The following is a 16,473-nucleotide window of genomic DNA, read 5'->3' as shown; positions in this document are numbered from 1 at the left end:
AATACCTGAACCCGACAAGACCTTCCCGTTACGGGCGTTTATCAAGGCCCGGCGTTTGTAGGGTTCCTACAACATCGCCTTGAGTACTTGGTGAGCCGCGGCATCACGATCGAGGCCACGGACCGTGTTCCCTAGACGGGTGACTGCAGTCCTCGCCCCCGGACAGGGCTCCCAGGCCCCCGGCATGTTCTCGCCCTGGCTCGAACTCGACGGCACCCGCGACCGCCTGCGGCAGTGGTCCGACCGGGCCGGGCTCGACCTGGTCCACCTCGGCACCGAGGCCGACGCGGACACCATCCAGGACACCGCGATCGCGCAACCGCTGATCGTCGCGCTGTCCCTGCTGGCCTACGGCGAGATCGAGCGCCAGAACCTGGTGCCCTCGGACACGCCGGTCGCCGGGCACTCGGTGGGCGAGCTGGCCGCCGCGGCCATCGCCGGGGTGCTGGCCCCCGAAGAGGCGGTGGCACTGGCCGCGGTCCGCGGCGCCGAGATGGCGAAGGCCTGCGCGATCGAGCCGACCAGCATGGCCGCGGTGATGCTGGGCGAGCCGGAACGGGTGGTCGCCTGGCTTGCCGACCACGGCCTCGCCGCGGCGAACCAGAACGGCGCGGGCCAGATCGTGGCCTCCGGCGCCGCCGACGCGATCGAGCGGATCGTGGCGGAGCCGCTCGAAGGCACCAAGGTGCGTGCGCTGAAGGTCGCGGGCGCGTTCCACACCTCGTACATGGCCCCCGCCGAGGAAGCACTGCGCGAGCACGCCGCGGGCATCTCACCCGCCGACCCGAACCGCCCGCTGCTGTCCAATGCGGACGGTTCGGTGGTCACCAGCGGCGCGGAATACCTCGCACGGCTGGTGAAGCAGGTGACCAGCCCGGTGCGCTGGGACCTGACCATGGACGGGCTGGCCTCGCTCGGCGTCACCGGGACCGTGGAGCTGCCGCCCGCCGGCACGCTGACCGGCCTGGTCAAGCGGCAGCTGAAGGACGTCGTGACGAAGCCGATCGCATTGAAGACCCCGGAGAACCTGGCCCAGCTGGCCGACCAGGAGGACGCTCGATGACCGATCGGCCGACACTGCGGCTGAAGCAGGGCCCCACCGCGACGCGAGTTCTCGGCGTCGGCAGCACGCAGCCGGACCGTGTGGTCACCAACGACGACCTGTCCGAGATCATGGACACCAGCGACCAGTGGATCCGGGACCGGGTCGGCATCATCGAACGCCGGTTCGCCGAGAAGGACGAACTGCTGGTCGACATGGCCGTCACCGCCGGCAGCAGGGCACTGGCCGACGCCGGGGTAGATCCGTCCGAAGTGGACACGGTCATCCTGCCGAACTGCACCATGCCCTCGCCGATCCCGAACGCGGCCGCCCAGGTGGCCGACCGGATCGGCATCTCCTCGCCGGGCGCCTTCGACCTGAACGCGGCCTGCGCCGGGTTCTGCTACGGCCTCGGTGTCGCCTCCGACCTGATCCGGGCCGGCTCCTCGGGGCAGGTGCTGGTGATCGGCGCGGAGAAGCTGACCGACGCGGTGGACCCGACGGACCGGGCGAACGCGATCATCTTCGCGGACGGCGCCGGTGCCGCGCTGGTCGGCGCGTCCGAGGAGCCGGGGATCGGCCCGGTCGTGTGGGGCAGCGCCGGCGACCTCGTCGACAGCATCTACATGCGCGAGCACAAGTACATCTACCAGGAGGGCCAGTCGGTCTTCCGCTGGGCGACCACGCGGATCGCCCCGATCGCGATCCGCGCGCTGGAAGCCGCCGGACTCGAACCGTCCGATGTGGACGTTCTGATCCCGCACCAGGCCAACCTGCGGATCGTCGAGGCGATCGCGAAGAAACTGCGCGCCAAGGGCGCCAGGGAGGACATGGTCGTCGCCGACGACATCAAGTACTCCGGAAACACGTCGTCCGCTTCGATCCCGATGGCGCTGGACCACATGCGCGCCGCCGGCACCGCGAAGAAGGGCGACGTCGTGCTGATGGTCGGGTTCGGAGCCGGACTGTCCTACGCGGGTCAGGCCATCATCTGCCCGTGATATCAGTATCACCGGCGGGTGCCGTGCCCTCCGAAATGAACACAGTGAAGACCAGAACCCCAGGAAAGGGAACTTCAGTGGCAGAGAAAGAAGAGATCCTGTCCGGCCTCGCCGAGATCGTCGAAGAGGTGGCCGGCGTCGCACAGGACGACGTCAGCACCGAGAAGTCCTTCGTGGACGACCTGGACATCGACTCGCTGTCCATGGTGGAGATCGCCGTGCAGGCCGAGGACAAGTTCGGCGTGAAGATCCCGGACGACGAGCTCGCGAACCTGAAGACCGTGGGCGACGCCGTGAACTACGTCGCCGCGAACTCGAACTGAACTTCTCAGGTCGAGTCCCGAACTAACCAGTAGTCAGCAACACAGGCGCCGACCTTGGGAGACTCCAATGCGCAACATCGACGTCGTGATCACCGGGCTGGGTGCCACCACACCGCTCGGCGGGGACGTCGCGTCCACCTGGGACGGTCTGTTGGCCGGGGCCAGCGGGATCCGCACCCTCGAAGCCGAGTGGGCCGACAAGTTCGACCTGCCGGTGAAGATCGGTGCGCAGCTCGCGGAGGAACCAACGGAACGTCTGCCTCGCGTGCAGGCGCGCAGGCTGGACCGTTGTGAGCAGGTGGCCATCATCGCGGCACGTCAGGCGTGGGCGGACGCGGGGTTCACCGAACCCACGGACGACCACCAGGACGTGGAGCCCGAGCGCCTGGGGGTGACCATCGGTACCGGTGTCGGCGGTCCGGTCACCCTCATCAACCAGAACGAACTGCTCAAGGAGCACGGCATCCGGAAGGTGTCGCCGCTGACCGTGCCGATGCTGATGCCGAACGGCCCGGCCGCGCACGTCGGCATCGAGCTGAAGGCGCGCGCGGGCGTGCACTCGCCCGCGTCGGCCTGCGCTTCCGGCGCGGAAGGCATCGCCACGGGTTACGAGATGATCCAGTCCGGCCGGGCCGACGTGGTGGTGGCCGGCGGCGCGGAAGCCTGCATCCACCCGATCACGCTGGCCGGTTTCGCACAGGCCCGCACCGTCTCCACCCGCAACGACGACCCGGCGCACGCTTCGCGGCCGTTCGACGCGCACCGTGACGGCTTCGTGCTCGGCGAGGGCGCCGGCGTGGTGGTGCTGGAACGCGCGGACCGCGCGAAAGCCCGTGGCGCCAAGATCTACGCGACCCTGAGCGGGTTCGGCATCACTTCGGACGGCTACCACATCACCGGCAACCACCCGGAGGGCATCGGCCAGATCGCGGCCATGCGCGCGGCCATCAGGATGGCGGACCTGAGCCCGGCGGACATCGGCCACGTCAACGCGCACGCGACCTCGACCGTGGTCGGCGATGTCGGCGAAGCCGCCGCCATCCGCAACGCGGTCGGGGATCACACGGTGGTGACCGCGCCGAAGGGCGCGCTCGGCCACCTGGTCGGCGGTGCCGGCGCGGTGGAGGGCATCGCCACCATCCTGGCGCTCTACCACGGCATCGTGCCGGCGACGCTCAACCTGGAGAACCTGGACCCGCGGGTGCAGCTCGACGTGGTAGCCGGCGAGCCGCGCAAGGTCGACCTGACCGCGGCCGTCAGCAACTCCTTCGGGTTCGGCGGTCACAACACCGCCTTGCTTTTCACCGCGGCGTGAGACCCACGCGCGGAAGGATCCGACTGGGGGACCGAACATGACCTCGCTGGCAGCTCCGCCCGACAGCGAACCGCGCAGGATCGACCCGCGCGAGCCGGAGGTGCGGGTCGCCGCGCTGCTCGACGAAGGCACGGTTTCCGCGTTGCGCCCGGCTGACTCCAGCGGTGTCTACACCGTACGCGGCCGCATCGACGGTGCCAAGGTGATCGTGTACTGCACCGACGCCACCAAGATGGGTGGCGCGATGGGCATCGAAGGATGCCGGCACATCGTCGAGGCGATCGACACCGCGGTGCGGGAACGCTGCCCGGTGATCGGGCTGTGGCATTCCGGCGGCGCACGACTGGCCGAGGGCGTCGAGGCGCTGGACGCGGTCGGCCAGGTGTTCGCCGCGATGATCCGCGCCTCCGGCCGGATCCCTCAGCTGTCCGTGGTGCTCGGCCCGGCCGCCGGTGGCGCCGCGTACGGCCCGGCGCTCACCGACGTGGTGATCATGGCGCCGTCCGGGCGGGTGTTCGTCACCGGGCCGGACGTGGTCCGCAGCGTCACCGGTGAGCAGATCGACCAGGAGGGCCTCGGCGGCGCCGACGCCCACGGCAAGAAGTCCGGCGTGGTGCACGTGCTCGCCGAGTCCGAAGCCGACGCCTACGTGCGGGCCAGGCGGATCACCGGCCTGCTCGCCAGGCCGGGATTGTTCGACCTGCACGCGGTGCGGGACGAGCAGAACCTGCGCGCGCTGCTGCCCGAGCAGCCGCAGCGCGCCTACGACATCAAACCGGTGCTGCGCGGCATCCTGGACGTCGACTCCGCCGGTACCAGCATGTTCGAGGAGCTCCAGGCCAAATGGGCGCCGAACATGGTGATCGGCCTCGGCAGGCTCGGCGGCCGCACGGTCGGCGTGCTGGCGAACAACCCGATCCGCAAGGGCGGCTGCCTTGACTCGCTGTCCGCGGAGAAGTCCGCGCGTTTCGTCCGGATGTGCGACAGCTTCGGTGTCCCGCTGCTGGTGCTGGTGGACGTGCCCGGTTACCTGCCCGGCGTCGGCCAGGAATGGGACGGCGTGGTCCGCCGGGGCGCGAAACTGCTGCACGCCTTCGCCGAAGCGGTGGTGCCGCGGGTGACCCTGGTGCTGCGGAAGTCCTTCGGCGGCGCCTATATCGCGATGAACTCCCGCTCACTCGGCGCCACCGCGGTGTTCGCCTGGCCGGAGGCCGAGGTCGCGGTGATGGGTGCCAAGGCGGCCGTGGGCATCCTGCACCGCAAGAAGCTCGCCGCCGCGCCGGAAGAAGAACGTGAAGCACTGCAGGCCGCGCTGGTCGCCGAGCACGAGCGCATCGCCGGCGGCGTGGGCAGGGCGATGTCCATCGGCGTGGTGGACGAGGTCATCGAACCGCCGCGCACCCGCCGGGTCCTCGCCGAGACACTCGCCGCCGCCCCCGCCGGCCGCGGTTCCCACGGCAACATCCCGCTGTAGCGGCGTGTTCAGCCCGGTGCGACGAGGGAACGTTTCTCCCCGCGTAGCCAGCCGCTGACCCACCAGGCGAGCTCGACCAGCACGATGCCCACCGCACCGCAGGCGAAGGCGATCCCGGTGAACCGCATGTCGCTCGGATCGAGCTGGAGCACCTCGCGGGTGAACGGGATCAGGAACGCCGCGGCGCTGAGCACGACCATGCCCGCGATCAGCCCGATCTTCCACCAGGCGTAGGGCCTGGCCACGATCGCCAGCACCCACAGCGCGATGGTGATCAGCGTGATCAACGCCGTGGTGCCGGCCCGCATCTTGTCCACCTCGGTGGCCGCGGCACCCTGATATACCAGTAGGTACGAAACGAAGGTGGCGGTCGAGATCACCACCCCGGCCGGGATCGCGGTGCGCATCACCCTGCCCACGAACCCGCTGCGGGCGCGCTCGTTGTTCGGCGCCAGCGAAAGCACGAACGCCGGCAGGCCGATGGTGAACCAGGCGGTGATGGTCACGTGCCGTGGCAGGAACGGGAACGGAACCGCGGCGATGCCCACCATCAGCGCCAGCAGCACCGAGTAGACGGTCTTGACCAGGAACAGGTTCGAGACCCGCTCGATGTTGCCGATCACCCGCCTGCCCTCGGCCACCACATGCGGCAGGGTGGCGAACTTGTTGTCCAGCAGCACGATCTGCGCCACCGCGCGGGTGGCCGGGCTGCCCGCGCCCATCGCGACGCCGATGTCCGCGTCCTTGAGCGCGAGCACGTCGTTGACCCCGTCGCCGGTCATCGCGACGGTATGTCCCTTCGCCTGGAGCGCTCCCACCATGGCCCGTTTCTGCATCGGGCTGACCCGGCCGAACACCGCCGACTCCTCCACCGTCTCGGCCAGCCGCTCGGCGTCCTCGGGCAGTTTCCGGGCGTCCACCGGGCGGTCCGCGCCGGCCAGGTCCAGGGTGCCTGCCACCGCACCGACGGACACCGCGTTGTCACCGGAGATCACCTTGACCGTGACCGACTGGTGCGCGAAGAAGTCCAAGGTGTCCTTCGCGTCCGGACGCACTTTCTGCTCGAGCACGACCAGCGCGACCGGCGTTATCTCACCAGGCCCGCTCGCTGTGTCGACCGCGTGCTCGGCACTGGCCAGCAGCAGCACCCGCAGCCCCTGCGCGCCGATGCGCTCGGCCTCCGCGCGCTCCGGCTGCTCCGCGGTGAGCAGCACATCAGGTGCACCGAGTACCCAGTTCCCCTTGCCGGTGAAGCTGATGCCGCTCCACTTGCGAGCCGAGGAGAACGGCATGATCGCCTCGGTGCGCCAGCCGGGCGCTTCCGGGAACGCATCCAGAATCGCCTGCAGGCTCGCGTTCGGCCGTTCCTCCGCGGCGGCCAGTGCGGCGAGCGCCTCGGACACCGCCACGTCCCCGTCCGCCCCGCGCACCGGATGCACCTCAGCCAGCCGCATCGCGTTCTCGGTGAGCGTGCCGGTCTTGTCCGCGCAGACCACGTCGACCCTGGCCAGTCCTTCGATCGCGGGTAGCTCCTGGACGAGGCACTGCCGCTTGCCGAGCCGGACCACGCCGACCGCGAAGGCGACACTGGTCAGCAGCACCAGCCCTTCCGGCACCATCGGGACCAGGGCGGCCACCATGCCGCGCAGCGCGTCGGGCAGCGCCTGGTCACCGGCCAGCTGGTTGTAGATGGTCAGCGCGCCGGCCGGAACGAGCAGGTAGGTGATGAACTTCAGGATCTTGTTGATGCCGGTGCGCAGCTCGGACTTCACCAAGGTGAACTTGCTGGCCTCCTCGGCCAGTTTCGCCGCGTAGGCGTCCTTGCCCACCTTGGTCGCCCGGTACGCGCCCGAACCGGCCACCACGAAACTCCCGGAGAGCACCTGGTCACCCGGTTCCTTCAGCACCGGGTCGGACTCGCCGGTGAGCAGCGACTCGTCGATTTCCAGCGCCGCCGCGGTCAGCACCACGCCGTCCACCACGATCTTGTCGCCGGCGCCGAGCTCGACCACGTCGTCGAGCACCACTCCGGCCGGATCGATCTCGACGCTTGCCCCGTCCCGGCGCACGGTGGGCCGCGCCTGCCCCACGATGGCCAGCCGCTCCAGGGTCCGTTTCGCGCGCAGCTCCTGGACCATGCCGATCGCGCTGTTCACGATGATCAGCCCGCCGAACAACCCGTCCAGCAGGTACCCGGTGGACATGATGATCGCGAAGAGCACGCCGTAGATCGCGTTGATCCGGGTGAACACGTTCGCCCGGATGATCTCGCCGGTGGTGCGGCTGGCCTTGGTGGCCACGTCGTTGGTCTTGCCGGCGGCGACCCGCTCGGCCACCTCCGCCGCGCTCAGCCCGTCGGCCACATCCCGCGGAAGTAGGTCCTGGTCGCTCGACATGCGGGTGACTCTATGCGGCCGCGGTTCCCGGCGCGTCACCCTTCGGGACGACGATCAGGTGCCACCACGGTCTGGCGGACCCATCGCCTCACCTGTGCGGCACTCAGCACTTGGTGGCTTCGGACGTACTTCCGGCCGGCAGGGTGTCCAGCTTCCACTGCCCGCCCTCCTGCGCCAGCGGCCAGATCAGCTTCCAGTGGATGCAGGTCTCCGGTAGCTCCGGCGGTGCGTAGCGCGGGTCCTGCGTGCTGGTGAAACCGACCAGCACGCGGAGCCGCCGGTCCGGCGCGGGCTCGATCCGGTACACCAGGATGCTGCCGTCCCTGGTCGTCCGGTAGTCGTCGCGCCACTCCTCCGCCGGTTTCGCCTGCACCCGCTGCCTGGTGACGGTGCTCTTCCACCGGTCGTAGTCGCGCGAGTTGATCGCGTCGAAGTAGGTCTGGAGCAAGCGCCGGATCGAGGTCTCCTGTGGATGCGCGGCCGCGTCCGGAGTGAACTCCACGGTGGGCGACCCCGGCTGCTGACTCGGCGCCAGCGGGGTGCTGACCGCCACCGTCGCCTCGGGCTCCGGCTCGCCGCCCGGCTGCCGGTAGAGCTCCCTGGCCAGCAGGCCGCCCCCCACGGTCACTGAGATCACCACCACGAGTACCGGCAGCAGCCAGCGCAGTCGGGTGGTCGAGGCGGTGGGCACACCGTCAGCGTAGTGGGACCGTTTTTCAGCCCACCTGGTGCAGCCAGGTCACCGGCGCACCGTCCCCGGCGTGCCGGAACGGCTCGAGCGCCTCATCCCAGTTCGCGGCGAGCAACTCGTCCAGCTTGTGCGCCAGCGACTCACCCGCCCTGCTCCGCCCGACCAGGGCACGCAGCTGGTCCTCGCCCACCACGATGTCGCCATTGGCGCTGGTCCGTCCGTGCCAGAGACCCAGGCCGGGCGCGAAACAGAACCGCTCGCCGTCCACTCCGGGGCTGGGCTCCTCGGTCACCTCGAAGCGCAGCATCGGCCATGCCTTCAGCCCGGCGGCCAGCTTGCCGCCGGTACCTGTGGGCGCGCTCCAGCTGCATTCGGCCCGGAGCTGGCCTGGAGCGGCTGGTTGCGCCGTCCACTTGAGATCTACTCGGGTACCCAGGGTGCCCGAAATGGCCCACTCGACGTGCGGACACACCGCAGACGGCGACGAGTGGACGTACACCACGCCACGGGTGTTTCCACGGGTGCTCACTGCTGACCTCCGCTGCTCGACGAGGGGCGTCTTCCCCTACGACCTCGCGAGTTGCGGTTGTCCCTGTCCGTGGTTGCCAGTGACGTCGCTGGGGTCATTCAACACCCCACTCACCCGTTTGGCCACACGAAACCCATAAATCACATCGAGAAGTGAGCGGGGAAGCCGCACTACTCTCGGTAGACAACGCGGCTTGCCCGCTCGAATGCACCAATCGACACCGTGCGTACCGAAGCCGGGCAGACTCGCACCCCCACTACCGACGAGTAGAAATCTCGAACCGGTGACCTGGACGAGGGTCTGCGGCTACCTTCCGCTGAGCAGGTCGGCTCGGCCGCTCGATCGACGGTAACCCGACCGGCCGAGGTGGCCATACGCAGCGCAGACGTGATCTAGCGCTAGCGTGGAACAGCCGAAGGAACCGGATCGGGGAGGTGCGACGTGCGGTTGGTTCGCCTGGCGAAGGAACCGTCTCGGATCGCCGACGACATCCGTGCCGCGCTGGCCTCGCTCGGCCGCGGCAGCACCGTGGTCGGCGGAGTGGCGTTGATCGGGGTACAGCCGCCCGACTGCGAGCAGCCGGTGGATGCCGTAGTGCTGCTACCGCGAGGTGTGCTGATCGTCATCGGCGTGGACCTGCCGGACCCGGCGCTGCGGCTGCACGCGCCGCTGGAGGAGCAGTGGCAGGCGGACGGCTGGCCGCTGGTCAGCGCGGACGACACGGTCAATCCGGCCACCGAGGCCCTCCTGCTGTCCGAGTCGATCGCCGAAGGACTGCGTGGCGGCCTCGCCGAGCCGCCACCGATCGGCACCGTGGTCGCGGTGGGCCCCTACGTGGAGACCGTCGACCAGCCCGCCGCAGACCTGGCCGGTTCGGTGCGGGTGCTGCACCCCACCCCGACCAGCATGCTCGCCGCGACCGTCTCACTAGCCACCGCATCCGAAGCCTGCTCCATCGACCAGGTGCGCGCGCTGCTCGACATGCTCGCGCCCGAGGCGACCAGGCAGAGCGACGAGCAGTTGCTCGGCGAGGGATTCACCGCCTCGACCGCGGAACACCCGCTGGCCGCGTCCGCGGTAACCGTGCCCGCCGAGCATCCGCCGGTCCCGGCCAAGCCGACGCCCTCTTCAGCACCCGCACCCGCACCGGTCGCCGTGGTCACCGAACGACCGGTCCCGGCGGCACCCGCGCCGAGGCCACCGAGCGATCCACCCGCCGCACCTACCGCGGCCCCCGCCACCGCGGTGACCGGGGCACGGTCACCTTCGCGCCTGGTGCGGTGGCTGCCGCTGGCCGCGATCGCCCTGCTCGCCGTGCTGCTGGTGGTCGCGATCGTGCTAGCCACCAGCGGCGGCAGCGACCAGGCCCCGCCCAAACAGGACCCGCCGACAAGCGCCCCGGTGGCCCCGGCGGGCCAGACCGCGACCGGTATCCAGTTCACCCAGCGAGCCGCGGCGGCCGACCAGCGGTGCGCGTCGCACGCGTCCGGCGACATTCAGGCGAGCCTCCAGCGCACCAGTTGCAGCGGAGTACACCGGGCCAGCTTCGAGCTCGTCGTGGACGGACGACCGGCCGCGGCCACCGTGGCGGTGATCAACTTCCCGGACACCGAAGTGGCCGGCGCGTTCAAGAAGACCGCCGACCTGCCCGGAAGCGGCGGAATCACCGACCTGGCCACCGAAACCGGCGGGTGGACCGCGGCCGTACCCAAGTTCGAGGGGTCCGCCTACGGCAGCGCACCGGAGGGCACCGGCATCCGGCTGGTCCAGGCCTGCTGGCTGAACGGGCCGTCCACGCCGGATGATCCGGCCCTGCTGCGAGCCGTGGAGGCGGCCCTCACCGTGCCAGTCGGCTAGGCCGGCCCGAAGTTCGAAGGTTTCGGACCGGCCGTACGGCGGTGCACGGTGCGCTAGAGCCCGTACTCCTCAAGCAGCCGCAGCCACACTTCGCTGATGGTGGGGAACGCGGGCACCGCGTGCCAGAGCCGGGACAGGGGCACCTCGCCCGCTACCGCGATGGTCGCGGAGTGCAGCAACTCGGCGACGTCCTGGCCGACGAAGGTGACGCCGACCAGTACCTCGCGCTCGGTGTCCACCACGATCCGCGCCTTGCCCTGGTAGCCGTCCGCGTGCAGCGACGAGCCGGCGACCGCGATGTCCAGGTCCACCACCCGGTGCGGCTCGCCGTCGACCGGACCCGCCAGCCCGACGGACGCGACCTCGGGGTCGGTGAACACAACCTGGGGCACCGCGTGGTGGTCCGCGGTCGCGGCATGGGCGCTCCACGGCTGGGAGTCCGGCCGCTCACCCCTGGCCTTCACGGCGATCACGTCGCCCAAGATGCGTGCGGCGTACTTGCCCTGATGGGTCAGCGGCGCCCGGCCGGTCACGTCCCCGGCCGCATACAGCCATTCACCGTCTACTTCGGACACCAGGCCGGAGTCGTCCGTGGCGAGCGGGTTGCCGGCGGCGAGCCCGAGCGCGGCCATCCCGACGTCGTCGGTGGCCGGCCTCCTGCCGGTGGCCACCAGCAGTTCGTCCACCGTCAGCGCCTCGCCACCGCGCAGTTCCAGCCGGATCGCTCCTTCCACACCGGACACCCTCTCCAGGCCGGAGCCGAGATGCACCTGGACTCCGTCCTCGCGCAGCCCTTCGACCACCGCGTCACCGACGAAGTCGGCGAGCCGCGGCAACGGCCGCTCCCCGCTGACGATCAGCTCGACCCTGGCACCGAGCCTGGCCCATGCCTGCGCCATCTCCACGCCGACCACACCGCCGCCGAGCACGCCGAGCCTGCCCGGCACGACACTGGCCGAAGTGGCTTCGCGCGAACCCCACACCCGTACATCCGCCAGCCCGGGAACGGGCGGCGTCTTCGGCACGCTTCCGGTGCAGACCACCACGGCATGCTTCGCCCGCAGCACCCTGTCACCGTCCACAGTGACCTCTCGCTCGCCGGTGATCCGGCCGCGCCCGCGTACCGGCTCGACGCCCGCACCCCTGGCCCAATCCACCTGCGACGAATCGTCACCTTTGCCGGTGAACCAGTCACGTCGCTGGAAAACCTTCGCCGCGTCGAGCCCGGCCCCGACCGGGACCCCGGGCAGCCGCCGTGCGGCGGCCAGTGCGTTTCCGGGTCGCAGCAAGGCCTTACTCGGAATGCAAGCCCAGTATGAACATTCGCCCCCAAACCGTTCGTTTTCTACCAATGCCACACTGAGCCCGTGCTGGGCCGCACGGCCCGCCGCGTTCTCGCCGACCGGTCCGGCCCCGATCACCACTACGTCGAAACTCTCATCCGCCATACGATCAGCGCACACCAGTGCGGCGACACGCGCAACCTCGGCGGTATCCTCTCTTCGAGATACAGAAGGACGGCGCCGGAGTGAACCACGATGGTCGCCGTGCCGATCGACTCGACAACGACGAGCACGGGGAGGTTTCGTGGCCAAGAACACAGCGGTGCAGTTACTGGACGACCTGAACGGTGAGCCGGCTGAAGAAACGGTTCGTTTTGCGCTGGACGGTGTCGAATACGACATCGACCTCTCCGGAGAGAACGCGGACAACCTCAGGGAAATTCTCGATCAGTATGTCGAGAATGGACGGCGGACCGGCGGCCGGAAGCGAGCCGCCAGGGTCATCGCGCAACCGCGGCGCGGGCGTGCCAAGAAGCCCGCCGCGAAAAAGGAAGAACCGGCCAAGAAGACGGTAGCCCCCAAGGCCGAACCAAAGCGCGCCGGGGCCAAGAAGGCGGCGCCGGTCAAAACCACCGCCGTGAAGAAGACCGCCGCGGCCAAGGCTCCGGCCGCGAAAGCTTCCGCCACAAAAACCGCGGCCGCGAAGAAAGTCCCTGCGAAAGCCAACACCCGGGCCACCGCCAAAACGGCGGCCACCAAGGTGAGCGCCGCCAAGGCAGAGCCGAAGAAGAGCACCGCGAAAAAGCCGGCCCAGGCCAAGACCCCGCAACCGCGCAAGACGGTCCGCCGGGCCCCGATGCCGAAGTTCTCCTCGGCGAACTGAACGCCGAACGGGGCCGCTTGACCAGGGCGGATATCAAATCCGCACCGGCCAGGCGGCCCCGCGTCGGAGAGGCTTGCCGTTGCCCGTCGGCGTCCTAGAGCGCCTTCAACTCCTCCACGATCTCACCGACCGACGATTTCGCGTCGCCGAACAGCATGCTCGTCTTGGGGTCGTAGAACAGATCGTTGTCGATTCCGGCGAATCCGGAGCTCATCGAGCGTTTGAGCACGATCACCGAACGACTGTGGTTCACCTTGAGAATGGGCATCCCGTAGATCGGTGAACCCGGATCCGTTTCCGCGGCCGGGTTCGTGACGTCGTTCGCACCGATCACCAGTGCGACATCGGTCTGCGCGAACTCCGAGTTGATCTCGTCCATTTCCTTCAGCTGGTCATACGGCACGTCCGCCTCGGCCAGCAGCACGTTCATATGCCCCGGCATACGCCCGGCCACCGGATGAATGGCATAGGCGACGCTGATCCCCTTGGCCTCCAGCAACTGGGCCATCTCACGAACCGCGTGCTGTGCCTGGGCCACCGCCATTCCGTAGCCCGGTACCACGACAACCTTTCCGGCATAAGCCATCTGGATCGCCGTGTCCGAAGCGCTGGTGCTCTGCACCGGCCGGTCTTCGGCGGAGCGCGCGGACGCCACCGCGCCACCGCCACCGAAGCCGCCCGCCACGATCGCCGGGATGGACCGGTTCATCGCCTTCGCCATCAGGTTGGTCAGAATCGAACCCGAGGCACCGACGATCATGCCGGCCACGATCAGCGCGGTGTTGTCCAGCGCCAGCCCCATCGCCGCCGCGGAGAGCCCGGTGAGCGCGTTGAGCAACGAGATGACCACCGGCATGTCGGCTCCGCCGATCGGCAGCACCACCATTACGCCGAGCACGCCCGCCGCGATCAGCAGCCCGATCATCAGCAGCTCGTTGTCCACCCCGGCCGCGATCGCGACCGCGCAGCCGACGGCGAGCAGCAGGAGAACGGCGTTCAACGGCTGCTGCAGCCTGCCCAGGGTGATCGGCCGCCCGGAGATGAGCTCCTGGAGCTTGCCGAAGGCGATATTCGAGCCCCAGAAGGAGATCGACCCGACCACCGCGGCGAACAGTGACGCGATCGCGACATGCGTCGCCTCGTGGCCGTACCCCTCGGTGGTGCGGAACTCGACCCACGCGATCAGCGCGACCGCGCCACCGCCCACGCCGTTGAACAACGCCACCATTTGCGGCATCGCTGTCATCTTCACCTTGCGCGCCGATGGCACCCCGACCAGGACACCGATCCCCACACCGAGCAGGATCAGCAGCCAGTTGCCCATACCCGGGGTGAGCAGGGTGGCGACCACCGCGATTCCCATCCCGACCGCGGCGATCCAGTTGCCGCGCACCGCGGTGCGCGGACCGGTGAGGCCCATCAGGCCGTAGATGAACAGCGCGAAGGCGATGATGTAGAGAACGCCGATCAGGTCGGTCATGACTTGGCCTCATCGGTCTCGGTCTTCGCCGGCACCTTCTTCGCCTTGAACATCGACAGCATCCGGTCGGTGACCAGGAACCCGCCGACCACGTTGATGGTGCCGAAGGCGATCGCGATCACCAGCAGGATCTTGTTCAGCACCCCGTCCGCGCCGAGGCCGAGCACGATCAGCCCGCCGAGCAGCACGATGCCGTGGATGGCGTTGGTGCCGGACATCAGCGGCGTGTGCAAGGTGTTGGGCACCTTGGAGATCACCGCGAAACCGACGAATCCGGCGAGTACCAGGATGGCCAGGCTCTGCACCAACATCAGCCGTCTCCCTTCTGCCGGCCAGCCACGCAGGCACCGGCCACGATCTCGTCGTCGAAGTCGATCGCCCGCCTGCCTTCTTTGTCCACCAGCAGCTCCAGCAGCTCGGTGAGATTCCGCGCGTACAGCTCGCTGGCATGCGTCGGCATCTCGGTGGGCAGGTTCAGCGGCGAGCAGATCGTGATGTCATGCGCCAGCACGTCCTTGCCGGGTTCGGTCAGCTCGCAGTTGCCGCCGGACTCGCCCGCCATGTCGACGATCACGCCGCCTGCCGGCATACCCCGGACCGCCTCGGCGGTGACCAGGATGGGCGCGGTCCGGCCCGGCACCAGCGCGGTGGTGACCACCACGTCGAACCGGGTGATCGCTTCGGTCAACCGCTGTTTCTGCTCAGCTCGCTCCTCCTCGGTGAGTTCACGCGCGTAGCCGCCTTCGCCGACCGCCTCGATACCGAGGTCCAGCCACTGCGCGCCGACCGAGCGGACCTGCTCGGCCACCTCGGGTCGCACGTCGTAACCGGTGGTCTGCGCGCCGAGGCGGCGTGCGGTGGCCAGTGCCTGCAGTCCGGCGACGCCGGCCCCGAGTACCAGCACCTTGGCCGGTGGCACGGTGCCGGCCGCGGTGGTCAGCATCGGGAAGAACCGGGGCAGCCGGTCCGCGGCGAGCAGCACCGCCCGGTATCCGGCGACACTGCTCTGCGACGAAAGCGCGTCCATCGCCTGTGCACGGGAGATTCGCGGAATGGACTCCACCGCGAAGGCTGTCACTCCTGCCTTCTCCAGTGCCGCGACACCCTCTACATTGGACAACGGGGCGAGGAACCCGATCAGCACCGTGCCAGCCGCCAATCGGGTGACTTCCGCGTCGGTCGGCGGCGTCACCTTGAGCACCACGTCCGCGTCCCACGCTTCGCCGATCTTCGCGCCGGCCGCCTCGAACACCTCGTCTGACAGCCGTGCTCCTTCGCCTGCCCCGGACTCGACCACGATCTTCAGGCCTCGTCGGGACAGTCTCTCGATTAGTTTGGGTACCAGCGCCACTCGCCGTTCACCCGGTCTTGTCTCTTTCACCACGCCGACGGTGAGCGGCTCGGTTTGCACCACTGTGCGACCTCCAGGAGTGGTTTGTCTCCTTTGGAGAGAACCCTAGTGAGTACTGCGCCAGTTGGGCACCCCAAGAACGATCAAGCGGAGTTTTTTTTCCGCGGTGCGGACTATCCGTTTATCGTTTTCACTATCCCCTGAATCGACTTCGAGCAGCTCAAGCACGGTGGCCAGCATCGCGGTGACGATGAGATCGGCCATAAGGTGCAAATCTTCGTTACTCCAGTCACGGAGGTACTCGAAACGCGCCAGGTCGATGGCCAGGTCGCTGGAGAACAGCCGCAGCTCGGTGGCGATCGCCCGCTGCACCGGCCCCGCGCCCGCGTAGCGTTCCCTGGTCAGGAACCGGAAGTGGTCCTCCTGCGCGCGCACGTGCTGGTGCAGGGTGCGCACCGACACGCGGATGATGTCGGCGTAGGTGCGCGGGTCGCTGCGGGCGGACCGGATCATCTTGCGCAGTGTGCGCATCGACTCTTCGACCAGCACGACACCGAGCTCTTCCATGGACGCGAAGTGCCGGTAGAAGGCGGTGGGCACGATGCCGGCGTGCTTGGTCACCTCGCGCAGGCTCAGACTGGCGAAACCGCGGTCCGCCAGCAGTTCCAGTGCCGCGTCGAGCAGCGCCCGACGCGTGCGCCGCTTGCGCTCCTGACGGCTCACCGGCACCGGCGGTTCTTCGGTTGGCTCCGACACGTCGGTCAGCGTACGGGTGGGCACGGTATTGGCCACGTCACATCACATCGCCCCGGGTTGACAGTCATCTGGTCATGCACTCCACTGTTTAG

The 16,473-nt window shown here is 69.0% G+C and carries 15 protein-coding genes; 7 read left to right on the top strand and 8 right to left on the bottom strand.

From position 1 onward, the window contains the following. Window positions 1–124: 124 nt before the first annotated feature. The 5 genes from AMYNI_RS0127950 (at window position 125) to AMYNI_RS0127930 (ending at window position 5,155) form a co-directional block, all read left to right on the top strand. A complete protein-coding gene (locus AMYNI_RS0127950) occupies window positions 125–1,063 on the top strand; it encodes an ACP S-malonyltransferase (RefSeq protein ID WP_084628491.1) in 939 nt (312 codons plus the stop codon). After that, window positions 1,060–2,043 carry a beta-ketoacyl-ACP synthase III gene (locus tag AMYNI_RS0127945; RefSeq protein WP_020671384.1) on the top strand — a complete coding sequence of 328 codons (984 nt, stop codon included), beginning with the start codon at window positions 1,060–1,062 and terminating at the stop codon, window positions 2,041–2,043. The genes AMYNI_RS0127950 and AMYNI_RS0127945 overlap by 4 nt, the downstream gene beginning before the upstream one ends. Before the next feature lie 77 nt (window positions 2,044–2,120). Then, window positions 2,121–2,366 carry an acyl carrier protein gene (locus AMYNI_RS0127940; RefSeq protein WP_020671383.1) on the top strand — a complete coding sequence of 82 codons (246 nt, stop codon included), beginning with the start codon at window positions 2,121–2,123 and terminating at the stop codon, window positions 2,364–2,366. A 67-nt stretch (window positions 2,367–2,433) separates the two neighbouring features. After that, the gene (locus tag AMYNI_RS0127935; protein ID WP_020671382.1) at window positions 2,434–3,681 is read left to right on the top strand and encodes a beta-ketoacyl-[acyl-carrier-protein] synthase family protein; all 1,248 of its coding nucleotides are present in this window, start codon (window positions 2,434–2,436) and stop codon (window positions 3,679–3,681) included. A 37-nt stretch (window positions 3,682–3,718) separates the two neighbouring features. Continuing rightward, window positions 3,719–5,155 (top strand): acyl-CoA carboxylase subunit beta, encoded by a 1,437-nt coding sequence (locus AMYNI_RS0127930; protein ID WP_020671381.1) that lies wholly within the window; start codon window positions 3,719–3,721, stop codon window positions 5,153–5,155. An 8-nt stretch (window positions 5,156–5,163) separates the two neighbouring features. On the opposite strand, the gene AMYNI_RS0127925 is transcribed toward AMYNI_RS0127930, so the two are convergent. The 3 genes from AMYNI_RS0127925 to AMYNI_RS0127915 form a co-directional block, all read right to left on the bottom strand. Further along, entirely contained in the window at window positions 5,164–7,551 is a 2,388-nt protein-coding gene (locus tag AMYNI_RS0127925; RefSeq protein ID WP_020671380.1) for an HAD-IC family P-type ATPase, read from the bottom strand. 103 nt (window positions 7,552–7,654) lie between these two features. Then, window positions 7,655–8,242: a hypothetical protein gene (locus AMYNI_RS0127920; protein ID WP_020671379.1), complete on the bottom strand. Its 588-nt coding sequence runs from the start codon at window positions 8,240–8,242 to the stop codon at window positions 7,655–7,657. 25 nt (window positions 8,243–8,267) lie between these two features. Next, window positions 8,268–8,771 (bottom strand): DUF3145 domain-containing protein, encoded by a 504-nt coding sequence (locus AMYNI_RS0127915; RefSeq protein WP_026361023.1) that lies wholly within the window; start codon window positions 8,769–8,771, stop codon window positions 8,268–8,270. Window positions 8,772–9,212: 441 nt separating this feature from the next. Here AMYNI_RS0127915 and AMYNI_RS0127910 point away from each other — a divergent pair, with 441 nt between their 5' ends. Continuing rightward, a complete protein-coding gene (locus AMYNI_RS0127910) occupies window positions 9,213–10,628 on the top strand; it encodes a hypothetical protein (RefSeq protein ID WP_020671377.1) in 1,416 nt (471 codons plus the stop codon). Between the two features lie 53 nt (window positions 10,629–10,681). On the opposite strand, the gene AMYNI_RS0127905 is transcribed toward AMYNI_RS0127910, so the two are convergent. Beyond that, complete coding sequence (locus tag AMYNI_RS0127905; protein WP_040406018.1) at window positions 10,682–12,076, bottom strand: dihydrolipoyl dehydrogenase family protein; 1,395 nt, start codon at window positions 12,074–12,076, stop codon at window positions 10,682–10,684. A 139-nt stretch (window positions 12,077–12,215) separates the two neighbouring features. Between AMYNI_RS0127905 and AMYNI_RS0127895 the strand changes: the two genes are divergently transcribed. After that, on the top strand, window positions 12,216–12,794 hold the full coding sequence (locus tag AMYNI_RS0127895; RefSeq protein ID WP_020671374.1) for a histone-like nucleoid-structuring protein Lsr2: 579 nt from the start codon (window positions 12,216–12,218) through the stop codon (window positions 12,792–12,794). Window positions 12,795–12,888: 94 nt separating this feature from the next. Here AMYNI_RS0127895 and AMYNI_RS0127890 read toward each other — a convergent pair whose 3' ends face one another. Genes AMYNI_RS0127890 through AMYNI_RS0127875 form a run of 4 tightly spaced genes read right to left on the bottom strand, consistent with a single transcriptional unit; the run spans window position 12,889 to window position 16,417 of the window. Beyond that, window positions 12,889–14,274, bottom strand: a complete 1,386-nt coding sequence (locus AMYNI_RS0127890; protein WP_020671373.1) for an NAD(P)(+) transhydrogenase (Re/Si-specific) subunit beta — start codon at window positions 14,272–14,274, stop codon at window positions 12,889–12,891. Then, the gene (locus tag AMYNI_RS0127885) at window positions 14,271–14,585 is read right to left on the bottom strand and encodes an NAD(P) transhydrogenase subunit alpha part 2 (RefSeq protein ID WP_020671372.1); all 315 of its coding nucleotides are present in this window, start codon (window positions 14,583–14,585) and stop codon (window positions 14,271–14,273) included. The genes AMYNI_RS0127890 and AMYNI_RS0127885 overlap by 4 nt, the downstream gene beginning before the upstream one ends. Next, window positions 14,585–15,688 carry a Re/Si-specific NAD(P)(+) transhydrogenase subunit alpha gene (locus tag AMYNI_RS0127880; RefSeq protein WP_026361019.1) on the bottom strand — a complete coding sequence of 368 codons (1,104 nt, stop codon included), beginning with the start codon at window positions 15,686–15,688 and terminating at the stop codon, window positions 14,585–14,587. The genes AMYNI_RS0127885 and AMYNI_RS0127880 overlap by 1 nt, the downstream gene beginning before the upstream one ends. A 42-nt stretch (window positions 15,689–15,730) precedes the next feature. After that, a complete protein-coding gene (locus AMYNI_RS0127875; protein WP_020671370.1) occupies window positions 15,731–16,417 on the bottom strand; it encodes a TetR family transcriptional regulator in 687 nt (228 codons plus the stop codon). Window positions 16,418–16,473: the final 56 nt, after the last annotated feature.

The sequence above is a fragment of the Amycolatopsis nigrescens CSC17Ta-90 genome (assembly GCF_000384315.1).
GTDB classification, from domain to species: domain Bacteria; phylum Actinomycetota; class Actinomycetes; order Mycobacteriales; family Pseudonocardiaceae; genus Amycolatopsis; species Amycolatopsis nigrescens.
The sequence above is the reverse complement of the archived record's forward strand: the minus strand, read 5'-3'. Positions and strand labels throughout refer to the sequence as shown.